Source organism: Pseudoalteromonas sp. RWi3, from assembly GCF_054960735.1.
Genome location: NZ_JBHNYL010000032.1, coordinates 1 through 5,759, shown reverse-complemented (window position 1 = coordinate 5,759; position 5,759 = coordinate 1). Strand labels below are relative to the sequence as shown.

The 5,759-nt window shown below is 35.3% G+C and carries 3 protein-coding genes; 2 read left to right on the top strand and 1 reads right to left on the bottom strand.

Annotated features, from left to right (window positions below; translation table 11 throughout):
* Positions 1–5 precede the first annotated feature (5 nt).
* Positions 6–533 carry a lactoylglutathione lyase gene (gene gloA / locus ACFI4Z_RS18940; RefSeq protein ID WP_462671882.1) on the bottom strand — a complete coding sequence of 176 codons (528 nt, stop codon included), beginning with the start codon at positions 531–533 and terminating at the stop codon, positions 6–8.
* Between the two features lie 1,129 nt (positions 534–1,662).
* Here gloA and ACFI4Z_RS18935 point away from each other — a divergent pair.
* Complete coding sequence (locus ACFI4Z_RS18935) at positions 1,663–1,965, top strand: hypothetical protein (protein WP_462671881.1); 303 nt, start codon at positions 1,663–1,665, stop codon at positions 1,963–1,965.
* 298 nt (positions 1,966–2,263) lie between these two features.
* On the top strand, positions 2,264–5,425 hold the full coding sequence (locus ACFI4Z_RS18930) for an HD domain-containing phosphohydrolase (RefSeq protein ID WP_462671880.1): 3,162 nt from the start codon (positions 2,264–2,266) through the stop codon (positions 5,423–5,425).
* Positions 5,426–5,759 lie beyond the last annotated feature (334 nt).

The window sequence follows — 5,759 nt, the reverse complement described above, 5'->3', positions numbered from 1 at the left end:
GCGGCTTATTGTGCTTGAATAATGTCAGTTATGCCCGCAGGGGAAAGTATTTCAATCCAATATCCGTCAGGGTCTTTAATAAACGCTAAGCCTTTCATTGAGCCATCGTCTGGCTTTTTAATAAACTCAACATCGTACTGGGCAAAGCGCTCACACGCAGCGTATACATCAGGCACGCTAATGCCAATATGGCCAAAACCTTTTGGCTCTTCATTGCCACTCACATAGCCGGTAAAGCTATCATCGTTCTCAGTACCCCAATTATGAGTAAGCTCAATCAGTGCAGGGCGACCAAATACCCACTGTGTTTTTTGTTTATCATCGCCTTGTGGAATGTCTTGTTCGTAGCCTAAAAAGTACAATGTGAACTTCATCGCGGGGAAGTCATACTTACCTAGTAGCTTCATGCCTAATACGTTTTCATAAAATTCAAGTGACGGCTTGGGATCTTTAATACGCAACATGGTTTGTTGCATTACATAGCCTTCAGTGGCTTGTGAAATTTGCTCTGGCGTTTCGTTATAACTCGACATGCTCACCCTTAATGAAATGACTGTAAACCTTAATAGTTTAAAAAAAACAGTTGATACCGCATATCATAAGCAACAGCAGCAAAAAATAAAACCACCTAGCTAAATTTCAAGCCAGTGAGCTGGGAGCTTTATAAGCTAAAAATGGCATTTGCATTGATACTGTTTATTTATACAGTTGTCGTTTTATCCAATAACATTATTAAAAGTCGTTTTGGTGTATTTTAACAACGGGGGTTTTATGGCTTACGTAATAACATGTTTACATTGAAGTTGTTTAGTAGAATTATTAAGTAATGTAATATACGTCGTATTGGTGTGTTATAAACCGCCAAAGAGGTGTTCAATAAGCTGTTAAAAGGCAAACATGGCATACGCATTACACATCGAAAAAGAAGGTTCAGTAATACCATTAGATGAGTGACTGTCTGTTATTTGAACTATTGATGGTTCGCTAATCAACTCTGAAGATGTAAAGGCAGTAAACCCGTCCACTAGAGAGGAAATAGTCATCTCATCGAATCTCGGTGACGTTAAAGTACTGTTTATTAGTGGTGGTTTTCTTGGCTTTGGCAGGAAGTCCAGTTGGGAACCTTGTATATGGTTTTCAAATGGGAGGGCGTCATTTAACGCATCTGAAGATATTGATCCGCCACATAATTCCGTACACAAGGTTACATCTAAAGCGGCAAGGTTACTTTTCGCAAAAATAGTCGCCAACTTCACCAAGCCGGTGTTTGAGGCGTTGAGGCTGTAGAATTATTCTTTTTAAAGAAAATCAGCCTGTTTTATGGGTTCCAAAAATGCATTACCTAATGCTTTAAAAGCGCTTAGAGTTAATTACAGGAGCTCGTTTTTTAATTTAAGTTGGCTGTTTGAGTTATTCTACAGTCTCGTTAGCAGCCTAATTTAGCATTAGAGTTGAGGAAGATAATAAATATGGGGTCACACATTAGAAAATTCCGGTCAAGCAGGCTGCTGTGTTTTTTGATCTTTTTATTCAAAAACCGAGTGTTATTATTTTTAAACTCACTTTAAATATGACTATGCATCCAATAATAACGTTTGGTGTGAATATGCACCATGGTTTGAATAAAGAACGCCATATGAATTTAGTTGGTGTCAGGTAAGCATGGATAGAATCGAAACGATAGTTGAGTCAATAGGAAAAGTCTATCCTAAATTAGAATCTGGTATATTTGAATTGGTATTCTCATTTTGTAGTGAAAAAGCAGCTAAAGAATACTTCATGAAAATTTACCACTGGGAACACCATGATACGATGGTTAGCTATCAGCTTAACGCTGACTATTTCTCAGGATTTAAAATTGAAACAGACTTAAATGCTAAACATCTTAAATATTTAACAGACAGCTATGTTGATTTGGCATCAGAAACCCAAGGTAGCCTATATCGTTGGAAGATTTGGATTTAAAACATATCAACGTAATTAAAAACGATAGCTTAAATCTTGACTTCAGACATAAAATTTAAATTGTAAGTGTATAGTCTTAGACATAGTAAGCTTGCTAATGACTTTTATATAGCGAAGATAAAGCTAATAATTTGCATAAATAATATATTAATTAATAACTTGCCATATATTCATTATGTTACTTTACTGTAAGTAGTCGTTACTTATTAATCATACATAAGTTAGGATTTTTATTCATCTTTGATGAATCAGTATATTAATAAGATAACGTTAAAATTACATTAAGGAAATATGAAGAATGTTGAAAATAATAAAGAACTTTTCTATCACTTTTAGCTTTACCGTTATTTCCTTCTTTGTAATAGCGACTTTGCTTGCAGGCTTTACAGCTATTGGTTTTCAATACTATTTTAGCAAACAATCAGCAGTCGAAGACTCTATTGTTATTTATAAAGAATCCGCTCAAGATGTTGAGGGAATTATTAATGATATTAATAATGATATAGAGAGTCATGCGGCTTTACTGTCAAAATTTCTTAAATTTAATAATTCAAAAGAACTGGTTGATGATCACGCTTTTGAATTAATTAGCAGTTTACTAAACACGAATATATTCTACAGTTCAATTTATGTCAGTACTGACTCGGGAGCGCTCTTTGAGGTCATCAATCTTGATGCGGTCAAAGGGATACGAGCTAAGTTTGAAGCGAAACCGGTGGATAAATGGTTAAAAGTGAGCGTTACTCCCTCTGGAGATAAAAATAGTCGCCAAAGAATGGATTATATTCAGACGGATGGCACTGTACGTTTAACTAAGTACAGTGCCATCACTTTTAATCCATCGGATAAGCGCTGGCACCTTAAATTAAATCAAGACAAGGTACACAGATCACAACCTTATATTTTACAATCAATTAAAGAACCCGGAATTAGTTTTTCACGCGTTATAGATACTCAAAATGCCATACTAGGTATTGATACAGCGATATCTTCGTTAACTAGCAAAATAAATAAACAGAAAGCGAGTAAATTTAGTGAAATATATATATTTGATGATAACGGAGTTGTAATTGGTTCAAATATTGAACGCGATCATTCGCAAAATATAAATACGACTAAAAGTAATGCTTTTAGCCCGTTACAATTTACACCTATGCAGGCAGCATATATAAAAAACAATCCAGTATTAAAAGTGTCAAATGATACCGACTGGCAACCATATGATTTTGCTGTTTCAGGAAAGCCTTATGGATATGCGATAGATATGCTCGCCATTATTTCTGACATAACAGGCTTTGATTTTGAATACGTCAATGGGTATAGCTGGAATGAACTTGTCGATTTATTTAACAATGGAGAATTAAATATACTACAACCTGTTAGTAGCTTGTATTCTCGTTCACCAAACGGTGTACTCAGCCAGCCTTTTATTCCAGCGCCTTATGGCGTTGTTACTCAAGCAAATCAAACTAACTTAATGAATGTAGCTGAACTTAACGGTAAACGAGTTGCTATACCCGCAGGGTGGTCAATAAATGCAACGTTAAGAGAATTATACCCTAAGATTGAGGTTGTTTCTGTCGCCAGTATCAAAGACGCGATACAGATGGTTAAAACCGGCGAAGTGTTTGCAGGAGTCGATAACTCACTTTCTTTATATTATAGCGTTAGTGACTATTACTTTGATGGTTTAAAAATTCATGAACCATTGTCTTTTGAACCTCATCAAATAAAAACAGATCTTCACCTTGTGGTACAAACAGATCAGATAGTTTTACTTTCTATTTTAAACGATGCAATTTCAAAAATTCCAGAGGATGAAATAAAACGCTTAGAACTGAAATGGAGTAGTGCAGATAGGTTAAACGCTTCAGGCTCTCAAGCAACAGTACCTTATAAATCGCTTATTGCAAAAAATAGAAAGCTCAATCAAATATTTTATGATGATATTAATGGTGTTGAGCACTTAGTTTATATAACATCATTGAGTGAAGATGGAAGTCGATATTTTGCAGCAGTATCCCCCATGCCTAAATTGCTTAAACCAGCAATGGAAAAAATTAAACTTTCAATAATATATACTTTACTTGGTATTTTATTGCTTGTGCCTATGTGCTGGATTTTTGCAAACCCCATTACAAGACCTATTTTGCAACTTGCAGCCAATGCAAAAATGATCAGCAAACGCGATTATAAAAATACATATAAAGTGGTAAGCCCAGTTGTTGAAATTCGCCAGCTTGCAGACTCAATGACAGCAATGATGTCTTCAATTCAACAGCATGAAGAAAGTGAGAAAGCGTTACTTGATTCATTTATTCAACTTATAGCCCAAGCGATTGATGATAAATCACCTTATACTGCTGGGCATTGTGAGCGAGTACCTCAGCTAGCGTTGATGTTAACTAACTACGCATCTGAACATAACGAAGGGCCTTTTAAAGAATTTTGTTTTAAAACAGACGCAGAAAGAAGAGAATTTCATATTGCAGCTTGGCTACATGATTGTGGCAAAGTTACTACACCAGAACATATAGTAGATAAAGGGACTAAACTAGAAACAATTTATAACCGCATACATGAAATTAGAACTCGATTTGAAGTTTTATGGCGAGATGCTGAAATAGAAGCATTAAAAAACACTATTAAAACCCCCTTAAAAGAGCAAGAATATATTGCCAAACTCAATATTCAGCATGAAACCCTAAAAAAGGACTATGCGTTTGTAGCCGGTGCGAATGTAGGAGGTGAATTCATGAGTGATGAAGATATATCACGACTTAAATCGATAAGTAAAAAACAGTGGTATCGTAATTTTGATGATGGAATAGGGTTATCGCCAGTGGAAGAAATGCGATATTCATCAAAGCCGACGGCATTACCAGTAATAGAATTTTTACTTGATGACAAACCTGAGCATATTATACCAAGAACAGGAACTGCACATCATTACGATCCTAGTTTTGAAATTAAAGTTGACGTACCAGAACACCTTTATAATTTAGGTGAGGTATATAATTTATCTATTTCGCGCGGAACACTTACAACAGAAGATCGTTTCAAAATTAATGAGCATATTATCAGTACGATAAAAATGCTTGAAACGCTCCCGCTACCTGAAGAACTTTCTCGGGTCCCTCGTTATGCATCAACCCACCATGAAACATTGAAAGGCACTGGCTACCCTAGGCGTTTAAAGGGGGATGATTTATCAATTCCTGAAAGAATAATGGTTTTAGCCGATATATTTGAAGCCCTCACTGCTGCAGATAGGCCTTATAAAAAGGCGAAGCCTGTGAGTGTAGCAATTGATATTTTACATAAGATGGTGTTAGATCAACATGTTGATCCAGATGTATTCAATCTGTTTTTATCAAGCGGTGTTTATTTAGATTATGCACATGCGTTCCTTTCACAGGAGCAGATAGATGATGTCGATATTAGTAAGTATTTGCAGTGATAACTTAGATGAGTAGTATATAAAATTTAAACTAGGAAAACTGAATCTGAGCATGTTTCTTTCGCCTTTTTGTGACCAGTAGCTATACCTTTAATTAAGAGACAGCTTTAGTGGTTAGTGTTATTCAGAACACAACAAAGAGCAGTATACATTAAAAATGGGCGACCCTTATAGCGACTCAGATACCTTAAATCTCATCTAAAACAAGCACAAATATGCTTTTATATTTTATGAAAATACCTATTACTAATTGAATAAAATTAGGCACTCAGCAATGGTTAAGTCATTAATAAAAATTAATCATATACACAAAAAATTATCGGTTTGTGACATG

Excerpts from the sequence above, each read along its gene's own strand:
- gloA (WP_462671882.1), bottom strand. The coding sequence starts at position 533 with ATGTCGAGTTATAACGAAACGCCAGAGCAAATTTCACAAGCCACTGAA.
- ACFI4Z_RS18935 (WP_462671881.1), top strand. The coding sequence starts at position 1,663 with ATGGATAGAATCGAAACGATAGTTGAGTCAATAGGAAAAGTCTATCCT.
- ACFI4Z_RS18930 (WP_462671880.1), top strand. The coding sequence starts at position 2,264 with ATGTTGAAAATAATAAAGAACTTTTCTATCACTTTTAGCTTTACCGTT.